The sequence below is a fragment of the Cellulomonas sp. P1_G12_2 genome (assembly GCF_056405535.1).
Map to the genome: position 1 here is coordinate 695,203 of NZ_JBFUBX010000001.1, position 26,133 is coordinate 721,335.

27 protein-coding genes and 1 pseudogene are annotated in these 26,133 nt (G+C 72.4%); 18 read left to right on the top strand and 10 right to left on the bottom strand.

The features are described 5' to 3' along the window. Positions 1 to 34 precede the first annotated feature (34 nt). Positions 35 to 775 carry a phosphoglyceromutase gene (locus AC1DXT_RS03375; RefSeq protein ID WP_056085734.1) on the top strand — a complete coding sequence of 247 codons (741 nt, stop codon included), beginning with the start codon at positions 35 to 37 and terminating at the stop codon, positions 773 to 775. A gap of 67 nt (positions 776 to 842) precedes the next feature. Here the strand turns inward: AC1DXT_RS03375 and AC1DXT_RS03380 are convergent, their stop codons facing one another. Both AC1DXT_RS03380 and phoU read right to left on the bottom strand, forming a co-directional pair. Further along, positions 843 to 1,247, bottom strand: coding sequence for an MmcQ/YjbR family DNA-binding protein (locus tag AC1DXT_RS03380; protein ID WP_477059949.1), 405 nt, complete (start codon positions 1,245 to 1,247; stop codon positions 843 to 845). An 87-nt stretch (positions 1,248 to 1,334) separates the two neighbouring features. Further along, the gene (gene phoU / locus AC1DXT_RS03385; protein ID WP_477059950.1) at positions 1,335 to 2,000 is read right to left on the bottom strand and encodes a phosphate signaling complex protein PhoU; all 666 of its coding nucleotides are present in this window, start codon (positions 1,998 to 2,000) and stop codon (positions 1,335 to 1,337) included. Positions 2,001 to 2,208: 208 nt separating this feature from the next. On the opposite strand from phoU, the gene AC1DXT_RS03390 reads away from it, so the two are divergent. The 8 genes from AC1DXT_RS03390 to pstB all read left to right on the top strand — a co-directional run bounded on the left by AC1DXT_RS03390 (position 2,209) and on the right by pstB (position 9,257). Next, positions 2,209 to 2,610 carry a DUF7144 family membrane protein gene (locus AC1DXT_RS03390; RefSeq protein WP_477059951.1) on the top strand — a complete coding sequence of 134 codons (402 nt, stop codon included), beginning with the start codon at positions 2,209 to 2,211 and terminating at the stop codon, positions 2,608 to 2,610. A 29-nt stretch (positions 2,611 to 2,639) separates the two neighbouring features. After that, on the top strand, positions 2,640 to 3,122 hold the full coding sequence (locus tag AC1DXT_RS03395) for a DUF1269 domain-containing protein (RefSeq protein WP_477059952.1): 483 nt from the start codon (positions 2,640 to 2,642) through the stop codon (positions 3,120 to 3,122). Between the two features lie 90 nt (positions 3,123 to 3,212). Continuing rightward, positions 3,213 to 4,418, top strand: coding sequence for a sensor histidine kinase (locus AC1DXT_RS03400; protein ID WP_477059953.1), 1,206 nt, complete (start codon positions 3,213 to 3,215; stop codon positions 4,416 to 4,418). After that, on the top strand, positions 4,415 to 5,131 hold the full coding sequence (locus AC1DXT_RS03405) for a response regulator (RefSeq protein WP_477059954.1): 717 nt from the start codon (positions 4,415 to 4,417) through the stop codon (positions 5,129 to 5,131). Before AC1DXT_RS03400 ends, AC1DXT_RS03405 begins: the two co-directional genes overlap by 4 nt. Before the next feature lie 172 nt (positions 5,132 to 5,303). Next, positions 5,304 to 6,413, top strand: a complete 1,110-nt coding sequence (gene pstS / locus AC1DXT_RS03410) for a phosphate ABC transporter substrate-binding protein PstS (protein ID WP_477059955.1) — start codon at positions 5,304 to 5,306, stop codon at positions 6,411 to 6,413. 97 nt (positions 6,414 to 6,510) lie between these two features. Then, positions 6,511 to 7,521, top strand: a complete 1,011-nt coding sequence (gene pstC / locus AC1DXT_RS03415; protein ID WP_057208412.1) for a phosphate ABC transporter permease subunit PstC — start codon at positions 6,511 to 6,513, stop codon at positions 7,519 to 7,521. Beyond that, positions 7,521 to 8,465, top strand: a complete 945-nt coding sequence (pstA, locus tag AC1DXT_RS03420) for a phosphate ABC transporter permease PstA (protein WP_477059956.1) — start codon at positions 7,521 to 7,523, stop codon at positions 8,463 to 8,465. The genes pstC and pstA overlap by 1 nt, the downstream gene beginning before the upstream one ends. Before the next feature lie 12 nt (positions 8,466 to 8,477). Further along, positions 8,478 to 9,257 (top strand): phosphate ABC transporter ATP-binding protein PstB, encoded by a 780-nt coding sequence (pstB, locus tag AC1DXT_RS03425; protein ID WP_477059957.1) that lies wholly within the window; start codon positions 8,478 to 8,480, stop codon positions 9,255 to 9,257. Positions 9,258 to 9,312: 55 nt separating this feature from the next. Here pstB and AC1DXT_RS03430 read toward each other — a convergent pair whose 3' ends face one another. Then, positions 9,313 to 9,816, bottom strand: a complete 504-nt coding sequence (locus AC1DXT_RS03430) for a hypothetical protein (RefSeq protein WP_477059958.1) — start codon at positions 9,814 to 9,816, stop codon at positions 9,313 to 9,315. A gap of 226 nt (positions 9,817 to 10,042) precedes the next feature. Between AC1DXT_RS03430 and AC1DXT_RS03435 the strand changes: the two genes are divergently transcribed. The 3 genes and pseudogenes from AC1DXT_RS03435 to AC1DXT_RS03445 form a co-directional block, all read left to right on the top strand. Next, complete coding sequence (locus AC1DXT_RS03435) at positions 10,043 to 10,525, top strand: CarD family transcriptional regulator (protein WP_055916922.1); 483 nt, start codon at positions 10,043 to 10,045, stop codon at positions 10,523 to 10,525. 13 nt (positions 10,526 to 10,538) lie between these two features. Beyond that, complete coding sequence (gene ispD, locus AC1DXT_RS03440; RefSeq protein WP_477059959.1) at positions 10,539 to 11,285, top strand: 2-C-methyl-D-erythritol 4-phosphate cytidylyltransferase; 747 nt, start codon at positions 10,539 to 10,541, stop codon at positions 11,283 to 11,285. 32 nt (positions 11,286 to 11,317) lie between these two features. Next, a pseudogene (locus tag AC1DXT_RS03445) lies at positions 11,318 to 11,701 on the top strand (2-C-methyl-D-erythritol 2,4-cyclodiphosphate synthase); the annotation flags it as partial. Here the strand turns inward: AC1DXT_RS03445 and AC1DXT_RS03450 are convergent. Beyond that, positions 11,623 to 12,645 (bottom strand): EamA family transporter, encoded by a 1,023-nt coding sequence (locus tag AC1DXT_RS03450; protein WP_477059960.1) that lies wholly within the window; start codon positions 12,643 to 12,645, stop codon positions 11,623 to 11,625. The pseudogene AC1DXT_RS03445 and the gene AC1DXT_RS03450 sit on opposite strands and share 79 nt — an antisense overlap. Positions 12,646 to 12,717: 72 nt before the next feature. Here AC1DXT_RS03450 and AC1DXT_RS03455 point away from each other — a divergent pair, with 72 nt between their 5' ends. Both AC1DXT_RS03455 and AC1DXT_RS03460 read left to right on the top strand, forming a co-directional pair. Next, positions 12,718 to 13,620 (top strand): LysR family transcriptional regulator, encoded by a 903-nt coding sequence (locus AC1DXT_RS03455; protein ID WP_477059961.1) that lies wholly within the window; start codon positions 12,718 to 12,720, stop codon positions 13,618 to 13,620. An 83-nt stretch (positions 13,621 to 13,703) separates the two neighbouring features. Then, complete coding sequence (locus tag AC1DXT_RS03460; RefSeq protein ID WP_421742154.1) at positions 13,704 to 13,919, top strand: hypothetical protein; 216 nt, start codon at positions 13,704 to 13,706, stop codon at positions 13,917 to 13,919. 18 nt (positions 13,920 to 13,937) lie between these two features. Here the strand turns inward: AC1DXT_RS03460 and AC1DXT_RS03465 are convergent, their stop codons facing one another. The 5 genes from AC1DXT_RS03465 to AC1DXT_RS03485 form a co-directional block, all read right to left on the bottom strand. Then, positions 13,938 to 14,888 carry a quinone oxidoreductase family protein gene (locus AC1DXT_RS03465; RefSeq protein ID WP_477059962.1) on the bottom strand — a complete coding sequence of 317 codons (951 nt, stop codon included), beginning with the start codon at positions 14,886 to 14,888 and terminating at the stop codon, positions 13,938 to 13,940. A gap of 88 nt (positions 14,889 to 14,976) precedes the next feature. After that, on the bottom strand, positions 14,977 to 16,878 hold the full coding sequence (locus tag AC1DXT_RS03470) for a glycoside hydrolase family 127 protein (RefSeq protein WP_477059963.1): 1,902 nt from the start codon (positions 16,876 to 16,878) through the stop codon (positions 14,977 to 14,979). Then, the gene (locus AC1DXT_RS03475) at positions 16,875 to 17,771 is read right to left on the bottom strand and encodes a carbohydrate ABC transporter permease (RefSeq protein WP_477059964.1); all 897 of its coding nucleotides are present in this window, start codon (positions 17,769 to 17,771) and stop codon (positions 16,875 to 16,877) included. Before AC1DXT_RS03475 ends, AC1DXT_RS03470 begins: the two co-directional genes overlap by 4 nt. Positions 17,772 to 17,780: 9 nt before the next feature. Further along, a complete protein-coding gene (locus AC1DXT_RS03480; protein ID WP_477059965.1) occupies positions 17,781 to 18,692 on the bottom strand; it encodes a carbohydrate ABC transporter permease in 912 nt (303 codons plus the stop codon). Positions 18,693 to 18,771: 79 nt separating this feature from the next. Further along, on the bottom strand, positions 18,772 to 20,073 hold the full coding sequence (locus AC1DXT_RS03485) for an ABC transporter substrate-binding protein (protein WP_477059966.1): 1,302 nt from the start codon (positions 20,071 to 20,073) through the stop codon (positions 18,772 to 18,774). 288 nt (positions 20,074 to 20,361) lie between these two features. On the opposite strand from AC1DXT_RS03485, the gene AC1DXT_RS03490 reads away from it, so the two are divergent. Then, the gene (locus tag AC1DXT_RS03490) at positions 20,362 to 21,384 is read left to right on the top strand and encodes a LacI family DNA-binding transcriptional regulator (protein ID WP_477059967.1); all 1,023 of its coding nucleotides are present in this window, start codon (positions 20,362 to 20,364) and stop codon (positions 21,382 to 21,384) included. On the opposite strand, the gene AC1DXT_RS03495 is transcribed toward AC1DXT_RS03490, so the two are convergent. Then, on the bottom strand, positions 21,381 to 22,742 hold the full coding sequence (locus tag AC1DXT_RS03495) for a D-arabinono-1,4-lactone oxidase (RefSeq protein WP_477059968.1): 1,362 nt from the start codon (positions 22,740 to 22,742) through the stop codon (positions 21,381 to 21,383). The genes AC1DXT_RS03490 and AC1DXT_RS03495 overlap by 4 nt on opposite strands. Before the next feature lie 160 nt (positions 22,743 to 22,902). Here AC1DXT_RS03495 and AC1DXT_RS03500 point away from each other — a divergent pair, with 160 nt between their 5' ends. From AC1DXT_RS03500 to AC1DXT_RS03510, 3 genes are read left to right on the top strand one after another with little or no spacing between them, the layout of a single operon-like run. Beyond that, complete coding sequence (locus AC1DXT_RS03500) at positions 22,903 to 23,553, top strand: TetR/AcrR family transcriptional regulator (protein ID WP_477059969.1); 651 nt, start codon at positions 22,903 to 22,905, stop codon at positions 23,551 to 23,553. 26 nt (positions 23,554 to 23,579) lie between these two features. After that, on the top strand, positions 23,580 to 24,821 hold the full coding sequence (locus AC1DXT_RS03505) for an MFS transporter (RefSeq protein ID WP_477059970.1): 1,242 nt from the start codon (positions 23,580 to 23,582) through the stop codon (positions 24,819 to 24,821). Continuing rightward, positions 24,818 to 26,002 (top strand): alanine racemase, encoded by a 1,185-nt coding sequence (locus AC1DXT_RS03510; protein ID WP_477059971.1) that lies wholly within the window; start codon positions 24,818 to 24,820, stop codon positions 26,000 to 26,002. Before AC1DXT_RS03505 ends, AC1DXT_RS03510 begins: the two co-directional genes overlap by 4 nt. Positions 26,003 to 26,133 lie beyond the last annotated feature (131 nt).

The window sequence follows — 26,133 nt, forward strand, 5'->3', positions numbered from 1 at the left end:
GGCCGCCTCGGGGCGCCTGCGGCAGGATGGGCCCATGACCTACACCCTCGTGCTGCTCCGCCACGGCGAGAGCGAGTGGAATGCGAAGAACCTGTTCACCGGCTGGGTCGACGTGCCGCTGTCGGAGAAGGGCACCGCGGAGGCCGTCCGCGGCGGCACGCTGCTCACCGACGCGGGCGTGCTGCCCGACGTCGTGCACACGTCGCTGCTGCGCCGGGCCATCACCACGGCCAACCTGGCCCTCGACGCCGCCGACCGTCACTGGATCCCCGTCAAGCGCTCCTGGCGCCTGAACGAGCGGCACTACGGCGCCCTGCAGGGCAAGGACAAGAAGCAGACGCTCGAGGAGTACGGCGAGGAGCAGTTCATGCTCTGGCGCCGGTCCTACGACTTCCCGCCGCCGGACATCGAGCTGGGCTCGGAGTTCTCGCAGGACGCCGACCCGCGCTACGCCGGTGAGCCGATCCCGCGCGCCGAGGCGCTCGAGCAGGTCCTCGTCCGCGCGCTGCCGTACTGGGAGTCGGACATCGTCCCCGACCTGCAGGCCCGCAAGGTCGTGCTGGTCGCGGCCCACGGCAACTCGATCCGCGCCCTGGTCAAGCACCTGGACGACGTGGACAGCAGCACGATCGCCGGCATCAACATCCCCACCGGCATCCCGCTGCTCTACACGCTCGACGAGGAGACGCTGAAGCCCACCAACCCAGGCGGCACGTACCTGGACCCGGAGGCCGCCGCCGAGGCGATCAAGGCCGTGGCCAACCAGGGTCGCTGACCCCGACACACCACAACGTCCGAGCAGATGGAGCCCCTGGGGCGCATCTGCTCGGACGTTGCTGCGTTCAGCGGGCGTCGAAGCTCGCGATCGCCGCCTTCGTCGCCGATAGGCGCCAGGCCTGCTCGACCAGCTCGGCGAGGGCGTCCCAGTCCGGGTCGTGCGCGGCGTCGAGGTGCGCGCCGATCCACCCGAACCGGCCCATGTACGGGGCGACGAAGTACCGGGCCGGATCGCGCGCGACGATCGCCTGCTGCTCGTGCCGGTCGGCCTTGCACCAGAGGGCGAGCCGGCCGTCGGCGTGATGGTCGGGCAGGATCCATGCGAACCGGCTGCCGCGCGTGAAGAACCCGGTGTTGCCGTACACGTCGACCTCGGCCACCGTCTCGGGCAGCTGGGCGACGACTGCGCCCAGCCTCTCGCGGGCGACGGCGACGTCGTCGTCGCCCCACCCGAGCACCCGCTCCGCCATGCGAGCCACGCTACCGACGCGCGCGGGACGTGAGAACGGCAGCTCCCGGCGGGGAGCTGCCGTTCTCGGCGTCGGCCTGAGCCGGGGTCAGCCGGCGGTGCGGTCCAGCTCCGGGCGGCCGACGCCCGTCACCAGGTAGGTCACGCGGCGGGCGACCGAGACCCCGTGGTCCCCGAACCGCTCGTAGTACCGGCCGAGCAGGGTGACGTCGACCGTCTCCTGCGTGGTGCCGGCCCAGGAGCCCCCGAGCAGCCCCGCGAACGTGTCCTCGTGCAGCTCGTCGAGGAGGTCGTCGTCCTGCTCGATGCTCTCCGCCAGCTGGATCTCGCGGCTGTTCAGCAGCGTGGTGGTGCGCCGGGCCACGCGGACGGCGGCGTCGTGCATCTCGGCGAACGTGCCGGACAGCGCCTGCGGCACCGCGTGCCGCGGGTACCGGCCCCGGGCCACCTGGGCGATGTGCCGGGCGAGGTCGCCCATGCGCTCCAGCGACGCGCTCATGCGCAGTGCGGAGACGACGATCCGCAGGTCGGTGGCGACGGGCTGCTGCTGCGCGAGCAGCAGGACGCACCGCTCGTCGAGGTCGCGCTCGATCGCGTCGATAGCCAGGTCGTCGGCGATCACGGACTCCGCGAGTGCCAGGTCAGCCGTGAGCAGCGCGATGCCGGCGTTGGTGATGGCCTGCTCGACCCGACCGCTCATCGCCGCCAGGTCCTCGCCCAGCTGGTGCAGCTCGGCGTCGAAGATGTCCCGCATGTGCTCCCTCTCGTGCCGCCACGGCAGGTGCCGCGCGCAGCGACAGGCTGACATCGGCAGGTGAACGGACGGGCGCCTCCAGATGAACGGACGACGGCCGTTGTGCACACGCCCCGGCACCTCATGCGAATCGGGTGAGGCAGCAGCACCTCCACCTGGGCCAGCATGGCGGAAGGGGCATCGACGCGGGACGACGGAGGGACGACAGATGGCGCAGCGGGTGACGGCATGGGTCGGCTGGGTGTGGTTCGCGGCGTTCGCGATCCTCGTCTCGGGACTCTTCAACATCATCGCGGGGGGCGTCGCGGTCTTCTCCCCGAAGACCGTCGTGTCCTGGACGCCGGACGGCATCGCCCTGGTGGACGTCTCGACGTGGGGCTGGGTTCACCTGGTCCTGGGTGCTCTGCTGCTGCTCGTCGGGTTCGCGCTGTTCTCCGGGGCCGGCTGGGCGCGCGTCACCGCGATCGTGCTGGTGCTCCTCAACATGTTCGCGCAGTTCGTGTCGCTCCCGGTCACCCCGTGGTGGTCGCTCACCGCCATCGCCCTGGACTTCTTCATCCTGTGGGCGCTGACTGTGCACGGTGACGAGGTCGCGCGCGCCAACCGCTGAAAGAACCGTCCGACACGAGAGGTATGACGATGACGACGTTCACGGCGTGGAAGTTCGACACCGCCGACGGAGCTGCCAAGGCCGTCGACGCCCTGAAGGCAGCGCAGACCGACCGGCTGGTGCGGATCGTCGACCACGCGGTCATCAGCTGGCCCCAGGGTGAGGCGAAGCCCTCGATGCACCACTCGAACGACGACAAGCTCCGCGGCACGGGCTGGGGCGCGTTCTGGGGGCTGCTGTTCGGCGGACTCTTCTTCGTGCCGCTGCTCGGAGCCGCGGTGGGTGCCGCGATCGGGGGAGTCAGCAAGGCGGTCGCCGCGGTGGGCATCGACGACGCCCAGCTGGAGAGCATCCGCGCGCAGATCACGGAGGGCACCTCGCTGCTGTGCGCGGTGACCGAGAACGCGGACATGGACCGTCTGGGTGAGCGGTTCCACGGCCTGCACAGCACGCTCGTGGCCACCAACCTGACGGAGGGCGAGCGGTCGCTGCTGATGGAGACCTTCGGCTGAGTGAACGCCCGGTGAACGCTCCACGGCGGGCGGGCGCCGGGGGGCGCCATCGGCGTGTCGCACCCTCCGGCGCGTCCTAGGGTGAGTGCCGTGGACGGGATCGACGGGCTGCTGCTCCTCCTCGCCGGCGGGCTCGGCCTGCTGACGGGGGTCTGGGCGACCCTGGCGTTCCGGTGGAGCGAGCGGACGCAGCGTGCGCTGCCGCCGCGGGCGGAGCCCACGCTCGACGACGGGCTCGTCCGCATGCTCGCGGTGCTGCGCTCCGCGGCGGTGGTGCTCGACGACGCCGACGACGTGGTGCGCGCCAGCGCGCCGGCCCACGCCCTGGGCATCGTGCGCGACGGACGCATCGCCCCGGCGGCGATCCGGGACCTCATCGCCCTGGTCCGCCGCGACGGCGTGATCCGCGACGAGGTGCTCGAGGTGCCCCGCGGTCCCGTCGGACCCGGTGTCCTGCTGGTCCAGGTGCGTGTGGCGCAGGTGAGTGCCGAGCACCTGGTGGTGCTGGCGGAGGACCTGACGCAGGCGCGGCGGCTCGAGGCGATCCGGCGCGACTTCGTCGTGAACGTGTCCCACGAGCTGAAGACTCCCGTCGGTGCCCTGGCGCTCCTCGCCGAGACCGTGCAGGACGCCGCGGACGACCCGGAGGCCGTGCGCCGGTTCGCCGGCCGCATGCAGGCGGAGGCCACCCGGCTGTCCGCGCTGGTGCACGAGATCATCGAGCTCTCCCGGCTGCAGGTGGCCGGCGCGCTCGGCCAGGTGGGGCTGGTCGACGTGGACGAGGTCCTCTCCGAGGCCGTCGACCGCGCCCGCACCACCGCGGAGGCCAAGAAGGTGCGGCTCGACATCGGCGGCGAGCGCGGCACGCGGGTGCTGGGCCAGCGCGACCTGCTGGTCACCGCGGTGCGCAACCTGCTGGACAACGCGGTGGCGTACTCCGGCGAGGCGTCGCACGTCGGCGTCGGGGTGCGCACCCATGGCGAGCTCGTGGAGATCGCGGTGGTCGACGAGGGCATCGGCATCACCCCGGCCGAGCAGGAGCGGGTGTTCGAGCGGTTCTACCGCGTGGACCCCGCCCGCTCCCGGGACACCGGCGGCACCGGGCTGGGCCTGTCGATCGTCAAGCACGTCGCCGCGGACCACGGGGGAGAGGTGACCGTCTGGTCGCAGCCCGGCCGCGGGTCCACGTTCACGCTCCGGCTGCCGCGCGCGGAGGAGCCCACCGCCCCCGTCGCCGAGCTGCCCGGCGTGCCCGTCACCATCGAAGGAGCGCACGTGCGCCGGACCGCGTCATGACCCGGATCCTGCTCGTCGAGGACGAGGAGTCCTACCGGGACCCGTTGACGTACCAGCTGGAGCGCGAGGGCTTCGACGTCGTCACCGCGGCGACCGGACCCGAGGCCCTGGCCCGGTTCGACGAGTTCGGCGCCGACCTGGTGCTCCTCGACCTCATGCTCCCCGGGCTGCCCGGCACCGAGGTGTGCCGCCGGCTGCGCCTGGTCAGCGACGTGCCGGTCATCATGCTCACCGCCAAGGACGACGAGATCGACAAGGTGGTCGGCCTGGAGCTGGGCGCCGACGACTACGTCACCAAGCCGTACTCGTCACGCGAGCTGCTGGCCCGCGTCCGCGCGGTGCTGCGCCGCCGGGAGGCGGTCGTCACTGCGGGCGCCCCCGCCGCGCCCGAGGTCGAGGACGACGACCTGCTGGTGGCGGGACCGGTGCGGATGGACGTCGAGCGGCACACCGTCCGGGTGCGCGACGAGGCCGTCGCCTTCCCGCTCAAGGAGTTCGAGCTGCTCGAGCTGCTGCTCCGCAACGCCGGCCGCGTGCTCACCCGCGGGCAGCTGATCGACCGGATCTGGGGGTCCGACTACGTCGGCGACACCAAGACGCTCGACGTCCACGTCAAGCGGGTCCGCGCCAAGATCGAGGTCGACCCGGCCAACCCGGCGCTCCTGCTCACGGTCCGCGGTCTGGGCTACAAGCTGACCGACGACGGCGAGTAGCCCGCCCCGGACCTGACGCCCCGCCCACCGATCCGGTGCGTGGGGCGTCGTGCTGTACCGCCATCGTTCACCTGGGGTTCACCCGCAGCCGCCCACCTGGTCACGTCGGCTTCCTACCGTCAGCATCGCCGCGCACACATCGGTGCGCACCTGATCGACAGGACGGAACACAGTGAAGCTCTCCCTCCACGGCCGGATCGGCGCGATCGCCCTCACCGGCGCGCTCGCCCTCTCCCTCGCGGCCTGCGGATCGGACGACCCGACCGGGTCCGGCGACACCACGGACGCCCCCGCGCAGAGCACGCTCAGCGGTGACCTGAACGGCGCCGGCGCCACGTCGCAGGAGAAGGCGATGGACGCCTGGCGCGCCGGCTTCCAGAGCGCGAACCCTGACGTCAACATCAACTACGACCCGGTCGGCTCCGGCGGCGGTCGCACGCAGTTCCTCGACGGCTCCGTCGACTTCGCCGGCTCCGACTCGGCGCTGAACGCCGAGGAGCTCGAGTCGGCCAAGGCCATCTGCACCACCGAGGCCATCGACCTGCCTGTCTACATCAGCCCGATCGCGGTCGTGTTCAACCTCGAGGGCGTCACCGAGCTCAACCTGTCGGCCGCCACCATCGCGGGGATCTTCGACAACAAGATCACCACCTGGGACGCACCCGAGATCGCGGCGGAGAACCCCGACGCCACGCTCCCGGCCACGGCGATCACGCCGGTGCACCGCTCCGACGAGTCGGGCACCACGAAGAACTTCACCGACTACCTGGCCAAGGCGTCCGGTGGCGCGTGGACGTACGAGGCCGACGGCAACTGGCCGTTCCAGACCGGTGAGTCGGCGCAGGGCACCTCGGGCGTCATCCAGGCGGTCCAGGGAGCGGACGGCACCATCGCGTACGCGGACAACTCGGCGGTCGGCACGCTCGGCGTGGCCAGCATCAAGGTCGGCGAGGAGTGGGTGGCCCCGTCCGAGGAGGGTGCGGCCGCTGCGGTCGACGCCTCCCCGCGTGACGACGAGCGTGCCGAGCACGACATCGTCATCAAGATCGACCGCGAGACGACCCAGGCCGGCGCCTACCCGCTGATCCTGATCTCGTACGGCGTGGCGTGCCTCCAGTACGACACCGCCGAGAAGGCCGACCTGGTCAAGGGCTTCCTCAGCTACGTCGTCAGCGCCGAGGGCCAGTCCGCCGCCGAGGAGGCCGCGGGTTCCGCGCCGCTGTCCGACGCGCTCCGCACGGACGTCCAGGCCGCGATCGACGCGATCACCGCGGCGGCCTGACGCACGTTGCACGACCCCGCCGGTGGCGGGCCCGTCCCGGGGGGAGACGGGCCCGCCACCSGCGGACGCACGACCCACGACGAGACGCAGGAGAGAAGTGACCAGCACCCAGAGCCCGCCGACGCCGACGCAGAGCCCGACGCTCGCGCCGGCGCCCGTGCGGCGTCGTCGTACCCGCGTGGTCGACCGGGGCGCCAGCCGGCTGTTCCGGTGGACCGCCACGGCAGCGGGAGCGCTCATCCTCCTGGTGCTGGTGGCGGTCGCCGCGTTCCTGGTGCTGCGCGCCTGGCCCGCGCTCGCCACGCCGGCCGCCGAGCTGACCGAGAAGGTCTCCTGGATGGGCGACGCCACGTCGCTGCTCGACTTCGTCGGCCCGCTGATCTTCGGCACGATCCTCGCCGCGGCGCTCGCCCTGGTGATCGCGACACCGATCGCGCTCGGCATCGCGCTGTTCACCTCGCACTACGCACCGCGCCGGCTGGCCTCCGGCCTCGGCTACCTGGTGGACCTGCTCGCCGCCATCCCCTCGGTCGTCTACGGCCTGTGGGGCGGCCTGGTGCTCGCCCCGATGGTCAAGCCGATCTGGGCGTGGCTCAACGAGTACCTCGGCTTCATCCCGCTCTTCGGCGGGACGGTCTCCCCGACCGCCCGCGTGCTCATGACCGTCGGCATCGTGCTCGCCGTGATGATCCTGCCGATCATCACCGCGGTCAGCCGCGAGGTGTTCCTGCAGACCCCGCGCCTGCACGAGGAGGCCGCGCTCGCGCTCGGCGCCACCCGGTGGGAGATGATCCGGGTCGCCGTGCTGCCCTTCGCCCGCTCGGGCATCGTCTCCGCCGCGATGCTCGGCCTGGGCCGCGCGCTCGGCGAGACGATGGCCGTGCTCATGATCCTGTCGCCCGGGTTCCTCTACTCGTTCCACCTGCTCGAGGCCGGTCAGCAGCAGACGATCGCGGCCAACATCGCCGCCCAGTTCCCCGAGGCCAACCCGCTGGGCGTCTCCGCCCTGATCGCGACGGGTCTCGCGCTGTTCGTCATCACCCTGATCGTCAACATGGCCGCCCGCGCGATCGTCGCGCGCCGCAAGGACTTCTCGGGAGCGAACTGATGACCGCCCCTACCGTCGACAACAGCGAGCTCCGCGCTCTGCTGCGGCAGGTCGACCCGCGCCGCCACCGCACCGACCGGGTCATGCGCGTGCTGATCGTCGGCGCGTTCGTGATCGCGATGCTCCCGCTGGTCTCCGTCTCGTGGACGGTGCTGGTCAACGGCATCGAGCGCTTCAACATGTACTTCCTCACGCACTCGATGCGCGGGGTGTACGGCGGCATGGACGCCGGTGGCATCTACCACGCGATCATCGGCACCCTGGAGATCACGCTCTTCGCGACGCTCATCTCCGTGCCGATCGGTCTGCTCGCCGCCATCTACCTCGTCGAGTACGGGCGCGGACAGCTGGCGCGGTGGGTGACGTTCTTCGTCGACGTGATGACCGGCATCCCGTCGATCGTCGCGGGCCTGTTCGCGTACGCGCTGTTCGCCGTGATCCTCGGTCCCGGCATCCGGATGGGTGCCGTCGGCTCGGTCGCCCTGAGCGTGCTGATGATCCCGGTGGTGGTGCGCTCCTGCGAGGAGATGCTGCGGCTGGTGCCCAACGAGCTGCGCGAGGCGGCCCTCGCCCTGGGCGTGCCGCGGTGGCTGGTGGTCATCAAGGTCGTGCTGCGCACCGCGGTGGCCGGCATCGGCACCGGCATCACGCTCGCGATCGCCCGGGTCATCGGGGAGACCGCCCCGCTGCTCATCACCGTCGGCGTCATCGACTCGATCAACTTCAACCTGTTCGAGGGCCGCATGATGACGCTCCCTGTCTACGTGTACCGGCAGTACTCGCAGGGTCTGGTGCCCTGCACGCCCGGCGCCACCGACTGCATCCCGACGATCAACTACGACCGGGCCTGGGCCGCCGCGCTGACGCTGATCCTCATCGTCATGCTGCTCAACCTGATCGGCCGCCTGATCACCCGCTTCTTCGCCCCCAAGAACCTCGGCTGAAAGACACCTCCCATGGCACAGCGCATCGACGTCAAGGACCTGAACATCTTCTACGGCGAGTTCAAGGCCGTGGCTGACGTGGAGATGTCGGTCGAGCCCCGCTCGGTCACCGCCTTCATCGGCCCGTCCGGCTGCGGGAAGTCGACCTTCCTGCGGACGCTGAACCGCATGCACGAGGTCATCCCCGGCGCGCACGTGCAGGGCAGCGTCGCGATGGACGGCGTGGACCTGTACGGCTCCGACATCGACCCCGTCGCGGTCCGCCGTCAGGTGGGCATGGTGTTCCAGCGCCCCAACCCGTTCCCGACGATGTCGATCGCGGAGAACGTGCTGGCGGGCATCAAGCTCAACAACAAGCGCATCTCGAAGAGCGCCGCCGACGACATCGTCGAGCAGTCGCTGCGCCACGCGAACCTCTGGAACGAGGTGAAGGACCGGCTGAACCGCCCCGGTTCCGGCCTCTCGGGCGGGCAGCAGCAGCGCCTGTGCATCGCGCGCGCGATCGCCGTGAAGCCTCAGGTGCTCCTCATGGACGAGCCGTGCTCGGCCCTGGACCCGATCTCCACGCTGGCGATCGAGGACCTCATCGCCGAGCTCAAGTCGGACTACACGATCGTGATCGTCACGCACAACATGCAGCAGGCGGCCCGCGTCTCGGACCGGACGGCGTTCTTCAACCTCGCCGCAACCGGGGAGCCGGGCCGGCTGGTGGAGATCGACGAGACGTCGACGATCTTCTCCTCGCCGCGCGTGCAGGCCACGGAGGACTACATCTCGGGCCGCTTCGGCTGAGCAGACGCACGCAGAAGGGGCCGCCGGTTCGCCGACGGCCCCTTCTGTCGTGCGGTCAGCTGTCGGTGGTGGGCACCGCGGAGGCGTACTCGGGGAGGGTGCCGTCGAGCACGGGCACCTCGACCACGATCGAGCCGGCCTCGGGCGTGGAGACGGTCACCTCCACCAGGCCGCCCGGCGGGACGTCGACGGCAGGGAACGTCACCTCGGCGAACCCGTCCTCGGACCCGCGCCCGGTACCGAGCAGCACGGTCTCCTTCGGGCCCAGCTCGACGGTCGTCTCCTCGTCGCCGACGGCCAGCGTGACCGTGCGGTCCTCGCTGCTCTGGTTGACCAGCCCGCCCTGCATGGAGCCGACGTCGCCCTCGGCCGCGGAGAGCACCAGGAGGTTCGACGCGCGCACGTCACCGAGCGTCACGCGGACGCCGTCGGAGGCGGAGTACTGGTCCTCGGTGGTCATCGGGTTGGTCGCGGAGCAACCGGCGAGCACGAGCCCCGCGACGGCGAGGCCGGTGGTGAGGGCGGCAACCCGGAGGGTGCGGGGGCGGGGCGAGGTCACGATGACTCCTCGGGGCGTCGGGCACTGCGGGCGATCGACGGGGTGTCCGTCCGAGGGCCAGCCTAGCCGCCGCACGGGGGTCCGCCCGGCTGCGGGACAGCCCGGACGGCGCTCGTCGTCGGTCTGCGGCGATGGGCGCTTGACCTGCGCGGATGGCCGTAATCACGCGGCAAAAGGCGAAAATCGGCGTGATAAGATACCCCTCTGCGAAAGGGGACACCTGCAGATGACTTTCACTGTTGGGGAGACCGTTGTCTACCCGCACCACGGTGCGGCATTGATCGAAGAGATCAAGACCAGGACCATCCGCGGAGAGGACAAGCTCTACCTCAAGCTCAAGGTCGCTCAGGGAGATCTCACCATCGAGGTCCCGGCTGAGAACGTCGATCTGGTGGGCGTGCGTGACGTGGTGGGTCAGGAAGGTCTCGACAAGGTGTTCGAGGTCCTCCGGGCGCCGTACACCGAAGAGCCGACCAACTGGTCCCGTCGTTACAAGGCGAACCTCGAGAAGCTCGCGTCGGGTGACGTCATCAAGGTGGCGGAGGTCGTGCGCGACCTCTCGCGCCGGGACGCCGACCGTGGCCTGTCTGCGGGCGAGAAGCGCATGCTCGCCAAGGCCCGCCAGATCCTCGTGTCGGAGCTCGCACTCGCCGAGCACACCGAAGAGGAGAAGGCCGAAGCGATCCTCGACGAGGTCCTCGCGTCCTGACGCCGCCACACAGGTGAGCGTCGCTGCAGTCCTGACTGCCGCCGGGAGCGGCAGCAGGCTCGGTCATCCCCTCCCGAAGGCACTGGTGCCTCTGGAGGGTCAGTCGCTCGTCGCGCACGCCGCCCGCAACCTGCTGGCAGCGCGCGCGGCGGGCGACGATCGCGTCCGGGTGCTGGTGGTCACCGCGCCCGCCTTCCACCTCGCCGCCATCGAGCGCGAACTGGGGCCGCTGTCCGACGAGGTCGCGCTCCTCGTCGTCGCGGGTGGTGCCACCCGGCAGGCGTCGGTCGCCGTCGGGCTCGCCGCGCTCGTGGCCGATCCCCGTGGCGCCGACGTGGACGTGGTGCTCGTGCACGACGCCGCGCGCCCGCTCGCGCCCGCGTCCCTGGTCGAGCGGGTGATCGAGGCCGTGCGCGACGGGCATCCGGCCGTCGTGCCCGGGCTGCTGGTCACGGACACCATCAAGCGCGTCGCCCCGCACCGCGGCGTCCTCGTCGAGCCGGTGCTCGAGACCGTCCCCCGCGCCGAGCTGCGGGCCATCCAGACGCCGCAGGGGTTCACCCGCGAGCTGCTCCTGCGCGCCCACGCGTCGGGTGCCGAGCACGCGCACGACGAGGCGCTGGCCGCCTCCGACGACGCCGGCCTGGTCGAGCGGCTCGGCGAGCCCGTCTGGGTGGTCGCGGGCGACGAGCGCGCGGCCAAGATCACCACCGCGCGCGATCTCGCGATCGCCGCCCTGCCGACGGAGAGCGCCGAGTGAGCACCCTGCCCCGCACCGGGATCGGCGTCGACGTGCACGCCTACGACCCCGATCCCGCGCCGGACGCCGTCCTGCACCTCGCGGGGCTGTCCTGGCCGGGGGAGCGTCCGCTGGCGGGGCACTCCGACGCGGACGTCGCCGCGCACGCCGCCGCCGACGCCCTGCTGTCCGCGGCCGGCCTGGGCGACCTCGGGTCGAACTTCGGCACGTCGGAGCCCGAATGGGCCGGCGCGGCCGGGGGTGCTCTGCTGGGCGAGGCGGCGCGCCGCGTACGCGCGGCGGGGTTCACCATCGGCAACGTCACGGTCCAGGTGATCGGGAACCGGCCGAAGATCGGTCAGCGGCGGGCGGAGGCGGAGGCTGCGCTGTCGGCGGCCGCGGGGGCACCCGTGAGCGTCTCGGCCACCACGACCGACGGGCTGGGGCTCACCGGCCGCGGCGAGGGCGTCGCCGCGATCGCCACGGCACTGGTGGTCTGACGCCGGCCTGTGCTGCCCAGCAGCACGCCGGCGATCACGAGGGCACCCCACGCCAGCTCGGTGACCGACGTGCGCTCCCGCAGGAGCAGCCAGGACGCCCCGATGCCCACGACGGGCACGAGCATCGAGAACGGCGCCACCGTGCTGGACGGGTGCCGGCCCATGAGCGTGGTCCACAGCCCGGAGCCGACCAGGGTCGCCACCACGACCGTGAAGACCAGACCACCCAGTGCGAGCAGCCCCTGGGTGGTGCCGAGCCCCTGGAACGATCCCGCGATCCGCGCAGGACCCTCGACGACGAGCGAGAGCGCGAGCAGCGGCAGCGGCGGCACCACGGACATCCAGAGCATGAGCCGGAACGGCTCGCCCGGCTGCGCCTGCACGGCACGGCGGTTGCCCAGGTTGCCGACCGCCCAGCCCAGGCCGCCGCACAGCGTGAGCAGCACGGGGACCAGCGTGGCGCCGCCGTCGAGCCCGGCCCGGTGCGCGGCGATCCCGCCCAGGCCGGCCACCGCGAGCAGGATGCCGACGCCCTGCCGCGCGGTGATCCGCTCGCGCAGGAACACCCCCGCGAGCACCACGGTGAACGGGGCCGACGACTGCAGCACCAGCGACGCCAGGCCGGTCGGCATGCCGCTCGACATCGCCAGGTACAGGAAGACGAACTGCAGGACGCCGAACCCGAGGCCGTACAGGCCGATCCACCGCCAGGGGGCGGTCGGCCGGGGGACCAGCAGGAGGGTCGGGACGGCGATGAGGGCGAACCGGAGCGCGACCAGGAAGAACGGGGGGAACTGCTCCAGCGACAGGTGGATCGCGGGGAAGTTCAGGCCCCAGCACACCGCGACGAGGGCGGCGAGGAGGCGGTCGCGGGCGGGCATGGACCGAGCATGCGGTCTGCGTACCGTGCAGCACCAGCGAAAAGAACTGACGAAACGATGTAGCGTCGCTACATGGATCCGCGGGGACTCGAGACGCTCCGTGCGGTGGGCACCCAGGGCGGGGTCACGGCCGCCGCGGCCGTCCTGCACGTGACCCCGTCGGCGGTCTCGCAGCAGGTGGCGCTCCTGCAGCGCGAGGTCGGCGTGCCGCTCACCGAACGTGTGGGTCGCGGGGTGCGGCTCACGCCCGCGGGGGAGGCGCTCGCCGCGGCCGCGGTCGACGTCGCGGTGGCCCTGGAACGGGCGCGGGCCGCGTGCGACGAGTTCGTGGCACGACCGCAGGGCGTGGTGCGGGTGTCGGCGTTCCAGAGCGGCGCGCAGCTGCTGCTGCCGGCACTGCTGACGCGGGTCGCGTCCATCGACGGGATCACGCTCGAGTGCACCGACGAGGACGTGGCGCAGGACGACTTCGTGGCGCTCACCGACCGGATGGACGTGGTGGTGGCGCACCGGCCCGACGACGGCGCGGGCTGGGCCGCCCAGGGCGTCCTGGTGGTGCCGCTGCTGCGCGAGCCGCTCGATCTCGCCGTCCCGCCCGACCACCCGCTGGCCGACCGAGCCGAGGTCCGCCCGGAGGACCTGCGGGACCTGTCCTGGATCGCCGTGCGCGAGGGCTTCCCGGTCGCGGGCGTGCTCGGCGCCGTCGGTGCGCAGTCCGGGGCGGCACCGCGCATCGCGCACCGCGTCAACGACTTCCACGTGGTCGAGGCCCTGGTCGCGGCCGGGCACGGCGTGTCCCTGCTGCCCCGCTACACGTTCGGCGGCGGGGCGCAGGTGCGCCTCGTCCCGCTCGCGGGCGTCCGTGCGGGGCGGCGGATCGACGCGCTGCTGCGCCGCGACCGCGCCGAGCGCCTGGTGGTCCGGCGGGTGCTGGACGAGCTCCGTGCGCTCGCCGCGGAGATCGATGTCGCCTGACGACGCCGCGTCTGCGGCCAGGTGAGCCGGGTGTCCGAAATCAGGGGTGGCGTCCGGTCTGATGTCCGGGTACCGTCCCCGGCGTGACACAGTCGTCGGACGCCCAGACCGAGCTGCTCCCGGTGGTGGGAGCGCTCCACCAGAACCCCCTGCCCGCACGGGACAACGGGGTCCAGGCGATCCGGATCCGGGTCCGTGTCCCGCTCGACGTGCTCGAGGCCACCAGCGCCGGTCTGCGCGAGCTCGACGACCACCACCGCCGCGAGATCACCGACACGCCACCGCCGCTGCCGTTCTGAACCCGCTCTGAGCCGCGTCTAGGGCACCAGCACGAGCTTGCCGGCCGAGTGGCCCGCCATGCCGTCCCGGTGGGCCTGCGCGACCTCGGAGAGCGGGTAGGTCTTCGCCACCCGGACGTCCAGCGTGCCGTCGGCCGCCAGCTCCGCCAGCTGCGCACGGGCGGCCTCGCGCACCGCGGTCCCCGGGTCCGCGCCGGGACCGCCGCCGAGGGCCCTGATGCCCAGGTCGGCCGCGCGGCCGAACCCCGCGATCGTCGCCACCCGCTGCCGGTCCGCGACCACCGCGACCGACGTGTCCAGGGCCTCGTCGGTGCCGACGCAGTCGATCGCCACCGTCACGTGCCCGGAGTGCCGGGCGACCTCGTGCACCCGGTCGAGCAGGCCCTGGCCGTACGCGACGGGCGTCGCGCCGAGCGCCTTGAGGTCGTCGTGGTGCCACGGGGACGCGGTGGCGATCACCTGGGCGCCGCGCAGGATCGCCAGCTGGACGACCATGCGACCGACACCGCCCGAGCCACCGTGCACCAGCACCACGTCGCCGTCGTGGGTGCCGGTCGCGCTCAGGGTGTGCACGGCCGTCGCTCCCGCCAGCAGCAGCCCGGAGGCGGCGGGCCAGTCGAGGGCGGGCGGCCGACGGACGGTGACCTGCTCGGACACGATGATCCGGTCCGCGTAGCCGCCGCGCACGCGCCACGCGATGACCTCGTCGCCCGGTGACAGCCAGCGCACCGACGGCCCGACGGCGCTGACCACGCCGGACACCTCGTAGCCCAGCCGCATCGGCAGCTTGGAGGGGTCGGTGCCGTAAGCGCCCGCGTAGCCCTTCCAGTCGGTCGGGTTGACCCCGGCGGCCTTGACCTCGACGAGCACGTTGCCGGGGCCGGGGTCGCCCGGGGAGACGTCGATGAGGCGGAGGACTTCCGGTCCGCCGTACGCGGTAGCGACGACGGCCCTGCTGGTGAGTGCCACCGGCACACTCTGCACCTGTCGCGCGTCCCAGGGCCAGAGCAGGGCCGTCCCGAGGGATGGGATCACCCCCTCGGGTGATCGTCGCGCCTCACGCCAGCGGGAGCCACACCCGCATGGTCGACGGACCCCGGTTCGCCCAGTCGTGGTACGGGATGAGCGGCACCTCGGTGGTGGCGCCATCCGGCTCGGCGCGGTCGCCGTAGGGCCAGTCGGCGTCGTCGTACGCCGTGGTCAGCACGGACGCGAGCACCCTGCCGTCCGACTCCCGCACGCCACGCAGCCGGAGGCTCGCGACGTCGGCCCCGCCCGCCAGGTCGACCGACTCGACGCAGAGCACCTCGGGTCCGCGCTCCACGACGACGCAGCCGCGGACCGCGTCGATGCGCGGGTCCGCGCCCGACACCCGGGGCGCCATCGGCAGGCGCAGCTCGACCACGTCGCCCGCGGCGAACCGTCGCGTGACCCCCACCGTCCCGGCCGGTGCCGCCTGCTCACCCTCGGGCGTGACCAGCGTCGCGCCCTGCGCCCACGCGGGCACCCGCAGGCTCAGCGTCCAGGGCCGGTCCTCGGTGGCCACGACGCTCACCCGCACGACGCCGTCGCGGGGGTACTCCGTCTCGACGTCGAGCTCGACGCGGCGACCGTCGGCCAGGCTCGTGCGGATGCGGGACGGCGCGTACTGGTGCAGCTGGACGCCGTCGTCGTCGGTGGTGGCCACGTAGGCCGCGAGGCTGGCGAGCGTGCGGGCGACGTTGGGCGGGCAGCACGACACGGCGAACCACGGCGCGCGCAGCGACGACGAGGCCCGGGGGCTCGCGACGTCCGTCGGCGGGACCGTGCCGGGGACCCGCTGGTGCAGCGTGTTCGTGTAGTAGAACTCGGTGCCGGCGTGGGACGGGGACGTGGCCACGACGTTGAACAGGGTGCGCTCGATGAGGTCGGCATAGCGCGGCAGGCCCTGCGCGAGGAGCAGGCGCCACGAGAACATCACGGAGCCGACGCCGGCGCAGGTCTCGGAGTACGCGCGGTCCGGCGGCAGGACGAAGTCGTCGCTGAACGCCTCGCCCTCGTGCTGGGACCCCTGCCCGCCCGTGACGTAGGTGCGGCGGGCGACCGTGTTCTCCCACTGGGTGGTCAGCGCGGTGAGCAGCTCGTGGTCGTCGGTCTCGACCGCCACGTCCACCGCGCCCGCGGCCAGGTAGTTGGCCCGGACGGCGTGCCCGCGCAGGACGGTCGCCCGCACCACCGGCACGTCGTCCTGGTAGTAGGCGCGGCCGAGCTCGATGTCGGCCAGGGTCCCGGTGCCGCGGCGCTCGACGAACAGCGCGGCCTGGTCGACGTACCGCCGGTCACCGGTCGCCCGGCCCAGCTCGGCCAGCGCCGGCTCGATCTCGGCGTGCCCGCACACGGACGCGATGCCGTCCGGTCCGAACGCCTCGACCACGTGGTCGGCCGCGCGGCGGGCGATCGCCAGCAGCCCGTCGTCGGCGTCCGGACGCGTGCGGGCCCGCGCCACCGCGGCCTGGAACAGGTGGCCGTAGCAGTAGAGCTCGTGGCCCCACTCCAGGTCGCTGTACCGGGGGCGCTGCCCCGTCCGGCCGAACATGGTGTTGAGGTAGCCGTCGGGCTCCTGCGCCGCGCCGATGCGCCCGACGAGCGCCCGGAAGCGCCGGTCGAGGTCGGCGTCGTCGGTCCGGCCGATCTCCCACGCCATCGCCTCGAGCAGCTTGTAGACCTCCGAGTCGGAGAACTCCCGGCCGCCGCGGTCCAACGGGAGCGTGCCCGCCACGGCCCGGTCGAAGTTGCCGATCCAGCCCTCGCGCTCCATCCAGTGCTCGATGTGCGCGAGGCTCGCGGTGGCGTTGACGGCCTGCCGCTGCGCCCAGAAGCCGCCCGTGACCTGCACCTCGTCGAGCCCGAGGGGGCGCAGCGTGCCGTGGGACGGGGCGACGGGGGTGGCGGCGGTCGTGGTGGTGGTGGTCATCGTCATCCCTTGAGCGCGCCCGACATGAAGCCGCGCACGTAGTGTCGTTGGAGCAGGAGGAAGAGCACGATGCAGGGAAGCGCCAGCACGACGACGCCCGCCTCGGTGGCGCCGTAGTCCACGACGCCCTGCACCTGCACGCGCAGGTTGGCCACCGCGAGCGGCAGCGTCAGCTTGTTGGAGTCGTTGATGAGGATCAGGGGCGCGAAGAAGTCGTTCCAGGCGGCCAGGAACGCGAACAGCCCGACGGTGATCAGTCCCTGACGGACCGCCGGCAGCAGCACCCGCCACAGGGCGGAGAACGACGAGCAGCCGTCCACCATGGCGGCCTCGTCGAGCTCCCGGGGGATCGACTCGAACGAGATGCGCATCATGAACGTGGAGAACGGCAGCTGGAACATGGTGAGCACGAGGGCCACGCCGACCAGGGAGTTCTGCAGGCCGAGCGTGTTGAGCAGCACGTAGAGCGGGATCAGCAGGGTGGCGTACGGGACCATGAGGATGGCCAGCGTGAGCATGAACAGGGCGTTGCGGCCCGGGAACCGGAACCGCGCGAACGCGTACCCGCCGAGCGTCGAGATGGCGAGCGTGAGGATCACGCACAACCCGGAGACGATCACCGAGTTGGCCAGGTACTGCCAGATGCCCGCCTGGTAGTGGGCGAGCGTGACGTAGTTGCCGAAGCCCCAGCCGTCGACCTGACCCGTGCCCGGCTTCGGCGACACCGAGGCCACCGACGTCCAGACCAGCGGGAACAGGAAGATCACGGCGAGCGCGCCGGAGAAGACCCAGAAGGGCGTGCGCAGCGCGAGGCCGGCGATCGTGGTCGGCGGAGCGGACCGGCGGACCGGGGGCAGCTCCGCGGTGGGGTCCGCGTGCGTGACGGTGGCGATGGTCATGTCGGCCCCTCAGCTCTCGTCCGAGCCGCGGAACGCGCGGAGCTGGACCACGTTGATGACCACGAGCGCGGCCAGCACGAGCACGGAGAGCGCCGCGGCGACGCCCAGGTCGTTCTGGCCCTGGAACGCGACCGAGTAGATGAGCTGGACCACGGTGATCGTGCTGTTGTCCGGGCCGCCCTTGGTGAGGATGTAGAACTGCTCGAACGCCAGCAGCGACCCGGTGACGCACAGGATCGTGGTCAGCGCGAGGGTCGGCTTCAGCAGCGGGATCGTGATCTTGCTGAACGTGTGCCACCGGTTGGCGCCGTCCATGCGGGCCGCCTCGTAGATGTCGCCGGGGATCGACTGCAGCCCCACGAGCATGAGCAGCATGTAGAAGCCGGCGTACCGCCACACGATGAGGAACAGGGTCGACGCGAGAGCGGCGTCGGGCGAGCCGAGGAAGCTCCAGCCCATACGCTCCATGAAGGGCGCCAGCGGGCCGGCCAGCGGCGAGTACAGGACGTAGAACAGCAGCGACGCGGACGCCAGGCCGAGCGCGCTGGGCACCAGGAACGAGGTGCGCAGCAGACCCTTCCAGCGCGACGACTCCTGCACCATGAGCGCCAGCCCGAGGCCGAGCGCGATCAGCAGGATGGTCGCCAGGATCGTGTACTTCAGCGTGAACAAGACGGAGTCGACGAAGAACCGGTTGTCGACCGCAGCGGTGAAGTTGTCGGGGAAGTTGATCCCCTGGTCGCCCGACAGCAGCGGCCACTTCGACGCGCTCATCCGGAACACGAGGCCCAGCGGCACCACGAACAGGACGAGGACGAACAGGGCGGTCGGTGAGGCGTACGCCCAGCCGCGCAGGCGGTGGCCGTTGGTGCGTCTGCGGGTGGGGGGCGGTGCCGGGCTGGTGGCCGTCTGGACGGTCATCGGAGGAACCTCTCGAGCGTGGTCGGTCGGGCGGGAGGTGGGGTGCCGCAGTGCCCTACGGCACCCCACCGGTCACGGGCTACTGCCCGAGCACCGCCGTGATCTCGTCGTTGTCCGCGTCGACGTTCGCCCCGTCGCCGAGGACCGCGCCGCGCACCAGGGTCAGCCAGGGGCTGCTCGGCGCGTTGAACGCCTGCTGGAAGTTGAGCGCGACGGGGGTGTCACCCTGTCCGGCGACCTCGTTGATGGTCACCAGGCGGGGGTCCTTGGCGGCGTACTCGTTGTCCGCGAGGTCGGAGCGCGACACCACGTCGTTGTTCTTGGCCAGCACCTCGACCTGCGCGTCCTCGGACATCATCCAGGACAGGAAGTTCCAGGCCTGGGCCGCGTTCTCGGAGTCCTTGGAGACGCCGATGCCGTCACCGCCGACGAACGTGGAGGCGCCGCCCTCGGGTCCGGGGATGCCGGCGACGCCGACGTCGAAACCGGTGGTCGACGACAGCAGCGTGGCCGGGTAGAACATCAGGCCGACCTTGCCCTCGGTGAAGCCCGCGGTCCACGTCGGACCCGCCTCGTCCTCGGACGACGGGAGCACCGCGCCGGAGTCCCAGAGGTCCTTCCAGGTGGAGTAGATCTCCTTGGCCGTGTCGCTGTTGAGCAGCGACTCGGTGCCGTCCTCGCTCATGACCTGCTCGCCGTCCGCCCAGACCGACGGGAACCAGGTGAACACCAGGCAGCCGCCGCAGTTGAGGCCGGTGGCCGTGCCGTAGGTGTCCGGCTTGTTGAGCGCCTGGACCGCCTTGGCCGCCTCGGCGTACTCGGCCATGTTCGCGGGTGCCTTCTCCGGGTCGAGCCCGGCCTCGGCGAACAGGTCCTTGTTCCAGAACAGCATCGACAGGTCGAGCACGAACGGCAGCACGTGCTCCTTGCCGTCGGCGGTCCCGGCCGCGAGGTGCCCCTTGTTGATCTCGTCCTTGAACTCCAGCCCGTCGATCTGCGTGGTCAGGTCCTGGAACAGGCCCTGTTGCACCCAGTTGGGCACGTAGACGATGTCGGCGGCGAACAGGTCCGGCAGGCCGTCCGAGCCGGCGGCGGCGCCGACCTTGGCGACGTAGTCGTCGTTGGGCACGACGGTCAGCTCGACCTGGTTCTCGTGCGAGTCGTTGTAGGCCTGGACCAGGAGCTTGGCCTGCTTCTCCAGGGGGGCGCGGGTCCAGAGCGTGAGCGTGGTGCCGTCGTCGGTCCCGTCGGGGCCGGCCGTGACGGCCGCACCCTCGTCGCCGTTGTCGTCGGCACTGCTGCACGCCGCCAGGCCGACCAGCAGGCCGGCCGTCACGATCCCGGCGGCCAGGCGGGCCGATCGGGTGCGGGTGATCCTCATGGGCATCTCCTCGTGCTCTTCGTCGAGCGGGTGCCGTCGTCGGCACCGCGGGGGTCCAGGGGCGAAACCCTTGTCGGTGAGCGAGTCCGAGGAGGCGGAACAAGCGGGTCCATCTCGAGCCGACGACGTCATGACGTGCACGTCGACGACGGCCCGAGGAACCGACCGTTTCCCGAAACTCACCGAAAAGGTTTTCTGAACATAGTTGGGCGGGGCTGGCGCGTCAACGGGGTGCGGCAGTTACAGTTCGATCACGAACGGCACGAGGAAGCACGAGGAGGTGGTCCCGTGGCACGCTCAGAACCCGCTCGCGCGGTGACCCTCACGGACGTCGCCCGCCTCGCCGGCGTCTCCGTCGCGACCGCCTCGAAGGCCCTCAACGGCCGCGACCAGGTGAAGGACAGCACTCGCCAGCGCGTGGTCGAGGCCGCGGAACGGCTGTCGTTCACCCCAAACCCGCTGGCCCGTGGCCTGCTCGCCGGCCGCACCGGCACGGTCGGTCTGCTCACCAGCGACCTCGAGGGCCGGTTCGTCATCCCGATCCTCATGGGCGCGGAGGACGCGTTCGGCGCGGGCCAGGTCAACGTGTTCCTCTGCGACGCCCGCGGTGACACCATCCGCGAGCAGTACCACCTGCGGGCCCTGCTCAGCCGGCGCGTGGACGGGCTCATCGTCGTCGGTCGGCAGACCGACCCCCGCCCGTCGCTCGGCCACGACATCCCGGTGCCCGTGGTCTACGCCTACGCGCCCTCCGACGACCCCTCCGACCTGTCGATCACCCCCGACAACGTGAGCGCCGGGCGGCTCGCGGTCGAGCACCTGGTGGCCTGCGGGCGCACCCGGATCGCCCACATCACCGGCGAGCGCGCCTACGCGGCCGCCCGCGACCGCGCCGACGGCGTCCAGGCGGCCCTGCACGCGGCCGGTCTCGAGCTGGTCGGCGACGTCATGTACAGCGAGTGGTCCGAGCGCTGGGGGCGCGACGCCGCCGCGGTGCTGCTGACCCGGCACCCCGAGATCGACGCCGTGCTCTGCGGGTCCGACCAGATCTCCCGCGGCGCGCTCGACACGGCCCGCGACCTCGGCCGGACGGTGCCCGACGACGTCGCGGTCATGGGGTTCGACAACTGGGAGGTGCTGACCACCAACGCCCGCCCGGAGCTGACCAGCATCGACGCCAACCTGCAGCAGCTCGGCCGCACCGCCGCGCAGCGGGTGTTCGCCGCGCTCGACGGTGTCGACATCGGATCGGGTACCGAGTACGTGGCCGGCCGCCTGGTGATCCGCGGCTCGACGGTCGCGCGGCGCTAGGCCGCCCGGGAGGTCGGTGGCCGGTGGTGCCCGAGCAGCCGGTCGAGGTAGGGGTTGCTGAAGACGCCCTCCGGGTCCGCCTCCGCACGGACGCGCTGGGCGTCGGCGAAGCGCGGGTAGAGCTCCCCGAGCCGCTCGGCCTCGAGCCAGTGCATCTTGCCCCAGTGCGGGCGGCCGCCCACCTGGGCGACGATCCGCTCGACCGCGGCGAAGTACCGGGCGAACGGCAGGCGCAGGTACTGGTGCACGGCGACGTACGCGGTCTCGCGCCCGTGCGCCGTCGAGAGCCACAGGTCGTCCGCGGCGGCGAACCGCACCTCGACCGGGAACGGGACGCGCTCGCCGCTGCCCTCGATCCACGCGTCGATCTCCCGCAGCACCGGCACGAGGTCCTCGCGCGGGATCGCGTACTCCATCTCGCGGAACCGCACGCGCCGCGGGGAGACGAAGACCTCGGCGGACGGAGCGGTGTAGCGCCGCGAGGACAGCGCACGCGCAGCGAACTCGTTGATCGAGGCCGTGGTCGACGGGGCGAGGGTGGCGATGCCGTTGGCCACGGAGAACAGGGCGTTGGACAGCAGCTCGTCGTCGACCCAGCCCCGCACCGGGTGCAGCGGGCGCACGTCGTGGTCGGGCACGCGGTTGTTGCGCTTGGTGAGCGCGCGGCGGGTGTGCGGGAACCAGTAGAACTCGAAGTGGTCGTTGCCCTCGACGAGTCCGTCCGGACCGTCCAGCCGCTCGAGGACGTCCTCCAGCGGCCACGGCTCCTCGCGGGCCTCCAGCCGGTACGCGGGCACCACCTCGAGCGTGACGGCCGCGAGCACGCCCACGCTGCCGAGGCCCAGGCGGGCCAGCTCGAACAGCTCGGGGTGCCGGGTGGGGGAGGTCTCGACCACGTCACCGGTCGCTGTCACCAGCCGGGCGCCGACGACCTGCGTCGCGAGCCCGCCGAGCAGGGCGCCGGTGCCGTGCGTTCCCGTCGAGATCGCGCCGGCGATGGACTGCTTGTCGATGTCGCCCAGGTTGCGCATGGCCAGGCCGTGCTCGGCCAGCAGGGTGTTCAGCGCGCCCAACCGGATCCCCGCGCCGACGGTGACGTGCGAAGTACCGTCCGGCCGGGGCGCGACACGCTCGAACGCGTCGAACGCGTCGAGACGGATCTGGACGCCCTCGGTGACCGCGACGGGGGTGAAGGAGTGCCCGCCGCCCACCGCCCGGACGCCGAGCCCGTCGCGAGACCCCTGACGGACCGCTGCGACGAGTTCTCCCAGGTCACGGGGGTGCTGGACGCGGCGGGGCGTCGCGCGCGCGGTGCGGGCCCAGTTCTGCCAGGTGCCAGCGGCCGACGATCGTCCCATACTGGTGAACCATCGTACTGGTCGATTGTCCAAGTCAAGTGCTCAAAGTCCTTGACTATCGTGACAAGTGCTATTGAACTGTGTGGTGGGGGAGGCATTGGCCTCGTCTGCCGGTCGGGGGTGGCCGGTGGGGCCGTCGCCAGAGGGAGGGGACCCTGTCATGAACCGCTTGCCTGTGGCCGAGAGACGCGAGCAGCTGATCGAGGCTGCGCTCGCCGTCGCGAGCCGGGACGGCATCGATGCCGCCACCGTGCGCGCCGTCGCCGCCGAGGCGGGTGTCTCGCTGGGAGTCGTGCACTACTGCTTCCAGGACAAGGACGAGCTCCTCCGCGCCATGGCGCACGCCATCACGACCGCCAACCTCGAGCGGAGCCTCGGCGAGCTCCCCGACCAGGTCGACGACCCGGACACCGTCATCGAGGGTGTGCTGGACGCCCTGTGGACCGGCATCCGGGAGTCCCGCGGACCGCAGCTGCTCAGCTACGAGCTCACCACGTCGTCGCTGCGGCACTCCGAGCTCAACCAGGTCGCCATCGAGCAGTACCGCGGTCAGTGGGCGGCCGCGGAGCAGGTGCTGGACCTCGTCGAGCGGACCGCGCACGTCGGCTGGTCGCTGCCGCGCGGCGACCTCGCGCGCACGGTGGTCGCCGTGATCGACGGGTACTCCCTGGCGTGGCTCGTGGACGGCGACTCGGAGGCTGCGCGCGCGGGGCTGCTGGCCTTCGGCCGGTACTTGTCGACGATGGCGGTGCCCGTCGCGCTCGCACCCGTCGGCGCGGACGCCGGCGACGCCGCCGCGACTCCGGCGTGACCGTTCCCTCGCCGACCGTGCCGACTGTGTCCACGGTGATTCGTCGCGCCCGCGTCGCCACGTCCGCCGGGTTCGCCGCACAAGGCTTCGTCTACGCGGTGCTCCTCACCAGCCTCGAGGGGTTCAAGGACCGGTACGGCCTCGACGACGGGCAGATCACGCTCGTCGTGCTCGGCGTGTGCGTCATGGCTGCGCTCGGCACGCTGGTGGCCGACCGGGTGGCCCGCTCGCGCGGGGGGAGCCGGGTGGTCCTCGGGGCCGGCCTCGTGATCGTCGCGGCGTCCGTCGTGGTCGCTGCCGTGGCGCCTGGCTTCGCCCTGCTGGGCGCCGGCTTCGCGGTCTACGGGGTCGGGCTGGGCATGGTCGACGCCGGCACCAACATGCAGGCCGTGGCGGTCCAGCGCGAGTACGGGCGTTCGCTGCTGACCGGGTTCTACGCCTCGTGGTCGGCGGGCGGCATCGTCGGAGCCGTGCTGGTCGCGGTCACCACCGGCCGCACGCCGACCGATCCCGTGGCGCTCGCTCTGCTGTCGGGGACGCTCGTGGCAGGCCTCGCGGCCGGCTGGGTGCTCCGGGACGCCTGGCGGGGTCGCGGGCCGGCGGGGGTGCACGCGGACGGCGTCGCCCGGCCCGACGAGGCGCTGGCCGTGCCGGTCGGTGCGGGCGAGCGGCCCGTGGTGCCGTGGGGCGCCGTGCTGCTGCTCGGGCTCGGGGTGGTCGCGTACTACGTCGCGGACACGGCGATCTCCACCTGGAGCACCATCTACCTCGGTGACGTGCTGCTCGCGGCCGCATCGTTCGCGCCGCTCGGGTACGCCGCGTACCTCACGACCACGCTGGGCTCCCGGCTGGCCGGCGATCCCCTGGTGCGGCGGTGGGGTCGGGTGATCGTCCTGCGCGTCGCGGCGATCGTCGGTGCCCTGGGGCTGGTGCTCGTCGTCGCCGCACCCGGGCCCTGGGCGGCGCTGGTCGGCTTCGCGGTCGCCGGTGCCGGGCTCGGTGTCATCGCGCCCCTGTGCTTCTCGGCCGCCGGAGCGCTCGCCCCCGGGCACGCCGACGCGGTCGTGGCGCGGCTGAACATCTTCAACTACGTGGGCGCGGTGCTCGGCGGCGTGCTGGTGGGTGCCATCGGCAGCACGTCCTCGCTGCACTACGGCTTCCTCGTCCCGATCGTCCTGGTGGTCGCCGTGGCGGTGCTCGCGGGACGCTTCGGGGTGTCCCACGACGCCGGCACACCGGCCACAGCCGACTCGGGAGCCGGTGCGTGACGCGCACCCTCGGCGACCGCCTCGACGCGGCCACGACCGGCCTCCCCGCGCCCCTCGCGGTGGTGGACCTCGACGCCCTGGACGCCAACGCCGCCGACCTGGTGCGCCGGGCCGGCGGGACCCCGATCCGCGTCGCCAGCAAGTCGGTCCGGGTGCGGCACGTGCTCGAGCGGGTGCTCGCGCTGCCCGGGTTCGCCGGCGTGATGGCCTACTCGGTGCGCGAGGCGCTGTGGCTCGTGGCGCAGGGCGTCGACGACGTGCTGCTGGGCTACCCGAGCGTCGACACCGCGGCGCTCGACGCCCTCGCCGCCGACCCGGTGGCCGCCCGCGCGGTGACTCTCATGGTGGACGACGTCGCGCAGGTCGAGCTGGCCGCCCGCGCCGGGGACGCGCACGGCTCCACGCTGCGCGTCTGCCTCGACGTCGACGCCTCGCTCAAGCTGCGGCTCGGGCCGGTGGTCGCGCACCTGGGCGTGCGGCGCTCCCCGGTGCACACGGCGTCCGACGCGGGGGTGCTGGCTGCGGCGATCGCCCGGCGGTCCGGCGTCGACGTGGTCGGTGTCATGTTCTACGAGGCCCAGGTCGCGGGGCTGCCCGACTCGTCCCCGGCCGTCCGCGCGATCAAGCGCCTGTCCATCCGGGACCTGGCCGTCCGCCGGGCCGCCGTCGTGGACGCGGTGCAGACGGCCGTCGGCCACGAGCTGACCCTGGTGAACTCCGGCGGCTCGGGCTCGGTGGCGTCGAGTGCCGCGGACCCGGTGGTCACGGAGGTCACCGCGGGCTCCGGCCTCTTCGTGCCGACCCTGTTCGACGCCTACCGCTCGTTCACCCCCCGGCCGGCCGCGTTCTTCGGGCTCGACGTGGTGCGCATCCCCGGCCAGGGCTACGCGACCGCGTTCGGCGGCGGCTACATCGCCTCCGGTCCGCCTACCGCGTCCCGCCAGCCCAGGCCCGTGTGGCCGACGGGGCTGGCGCTCACCGGCCGCGAGGGGGCGGGCGAGGTGCAGACGCCGCTGCGGCTGTCCGGCGACGCCGACCTGCGCATCGGGGACCGGGTCTGGTTCCGGCACGCCAAGTCGGGCGAGGTCATGGAGCGCTTCGAGCAGGTGCACCTGGTCCGYGGCACCACGATCGAGTCCACGGTCCCCACCTACCGCGGCGAGCACCGCACCTTCGGCTGAGTCCGGGACGTCCGAGCATCCGGTCGCCCGGGCGCTCGCATCGTCGGACGTCCCGGTGGGTGCAGGCGTAGCGTCCGCAGCTTCGGTCGTCAGGGCGCTCGGATCCGCGGACGTTGGGGCTGGGCGGCGTG